The 2,094-nt window shown below is 73.4% G+C and carries 3 protein-coding genes; 1 reads left to right on the forward strand and 2 read right to left on the reverse strand.

The features are described 5' to 3' along the window. The coding region (locus tag ABFX54_RS56390) for a TetR/AcrR family transcriptional regulator (protein WP_346115572.1) at positions 1–491 on the reverse strand (491 nt) is incomplete at its 3' end. Positions 492–565: 74 nt separating this feature from the next. On the opposite strand from ABFX54_RS56390, the gene ABFX54_RS56395 reads away from it, so the two are divergent. Continuing rightward, the gene (locus ABFX54_RS56395) at positions 566–1,537 is read left to right on the forward strand and encodes a zinc-binding dehydrogenase (RefSeq protein ID WP_346115573.1); all 972 of its coding nucleotides are present in this window, start codon (positions 566–568) and stop codon (positions 1,535–1,537) included. Positions 1,538–1,559: 22 nt separating this feature from the next. Here ABFX54_RS56395 and ABFX54_RS56400 read toward each other — a convergent pair. Beyond that, positions 1,560–2,094: zinc-binding dehydrogenase (locus ABFX54_RS56400; protein WP_346115574.1), on the reverse strand; the 535-nt coding region annotated here is incomplete at its 5' end.

A 2,094-nucleotide genomic window follows, 5' to 3' on the forward strand; every position in this document is an offset into this window, starting at 1 on the left:
AGGCCGTTGTTGGCCATGAGGACGAGAATGAGATCGTCCAGCACGAAGTCGGGGCGCAGTTTCCCGGTGGCCTTGGCCCGGCGCGCGAGCTCGGCGACCGCGTCGAGCGTGTGCGCCCGGCTCGTCGCGAAGTCGATCGCGCCAGGGAACGTGGCCATGAAGGCCGCCGTGAAGCCCCGGTCGCGGGCGTGCAGCTCACAGATCCGCTCGATCACGTGGCAGAAACCGTGCCACGGATCGGGGTCGGCCAGCCCTTCGGCGACGATGACCTCGCAGGCGCGCATCTGGTCCGCGAACGCCTCCGTGGCCAGCAGCTCCTTGGTCGGGAACCGCCGGTAGAGGGTGGCGGGCCCGACCCCGGCGCGGCGCGCGATCTCCCGCATCGGCACGTGCAGGCCCTCGGCGGCGAAGACCGCGCGGGCGGCGTCGAGGATGCGTTCGCGGTTGTCGAGGGCGTCGGAGCGCAGCTTGTGAGTCAAACGGTCGTCCACCGTTCTCACTTTAGCCAAGCGGACGGGGGCGTCCACTAGTGTCCTCAGGGCTTCGACCTTGTAAGGAGACGACGATGAAGGCAGTTGCCATCCAGAAGTTCGGCGGCCCGGAAGGACTCGCGGTCATCGACGTGCCCCACCCGAGCCCCGCCGCGGGCCAGGTGCTGATCGCCACCGAGGCGATCGGCGTCGGCGGTGTCGACGCCATGATCCTCAGCGGTGCTCTGGCCGGGTACGGCTACCAGGAAGGCCACATCCCGGGCGGCGAGATCGCGGGCACCGTGACCGCCGCGGGCGACGGTGTGGACCCGTCCTGGGTCGGCCGGCGCGTGTGGGCGTTCACCGGCGAGGGCGGCGGCTACGTGGAGCAGGCCGTCGCCCCGGCCTCGGCGCTCGTCCCGCTCCCCGCGGACATGTCCGCCGCCGACGCGGTGACACTCGGGAGCTCCGGCATGGTGGCTCACTTCGCGCTCCGCCATGCCCGCTTCGTTCCCGGCGAGTCCGTGCTGGTACGCGGCGCGGCCGGCGGCATCGGGGTCATGGCGGTCCAGCTCGCGGCCCGTGACGGCGCCGGCGCGGTGGCGGTCACGACGTCGTCGGCCGAGCGGGGCGAGCGGCTGCGCAAGCTCGGCGCGACCCATGTGCTGGACCGTTCCGGCGAAGGGGACGACAGCGCGCCGGCAGCGTACGACGTCATCATCGACATCGTCGCCGGCGCGGGCATGCCGTCGCTCTTCGCCAAGCTCAACCCGAACGGCCGCCTGGTGGTCGTCGGCGCGGTCGCGGGCTTCCCGCCGGTGGACTTCGGCATGGAGCTGTTCGCGGCGTTCCGTAAGTCGCTGTCGTTCGCGGTCTTCAGCGCCGACTCCGTGCCGCACGACGACCGGCGCGCCGCGACCGCCGGCCTGCTCGCCGCGGCGGGCCACGACGTGCTGGAGTCGGTGGTGCACGAGGTGCTGCCCCTGGAGCAGGCCGCGACGGCGCACCGGAAGATGGCCGCCGGCGAGGTGTTCGGCCGGCTCGTCCTCACGCCGTCGGGCAGCTGACGCCGTCACGCCAGAGGGCGCGTCAGCCGAAGGCCAGGACGATGCGCCCGTCGGCGGTGCCAGATGCCTGGCGCTCCCAGGCCTGTGGGGCCTGCTTCAGCGGCGCCACCTCGTGGGTCACGGAGAGCCGGCCTGCCGCCGACTGCTCGGCGACGTAAGTGACGGCCGCCGCCCGCCGCTCCCGGGAGAGCTCGTTGTTGGTGTAGCCGAGGATGCGAAGGGACCGGCTGCGCAGGGTGGAGGAGTCGAGCGGGCACGTCTCCGCCGCCGCGCTCCCGAGGTTGACCAGCCGCCCGCCCGGCCGCAGCGTCCTGGCCGCCGCCGCGGCGGGGACGCCGTAGAGCGGGTCGAGGACCAGGTCCACCGGCCCGTCACAGGCGTCGGCGAACCGCCGCGCGAGCCCCGCCACGTCGCCGGGAGCGAGCTCGCCGGGAGCGGAGCCGGAAGCAGAATCGTCGGCGGAGGCGGAGGCAGAATCGGAGGCGGAGGCGGAGGCGGAAGCAGTGGCGGGAACGGCGTCGGTGGCGGCGCGTCCGGTCGGTGGGAGGCGGACGACG

The organism is Nonomuraea maheshkhaliensis, assembly GCF_039529435.1.
In the GTDB taxonomy this organism is placed as follows: Bacteria; Actinomycetota; Actinomycetes; order Streptosporangiales; family Streptosporangiaceae; genus Nonomuraea; species Nonomuraea maheshkhaliensis.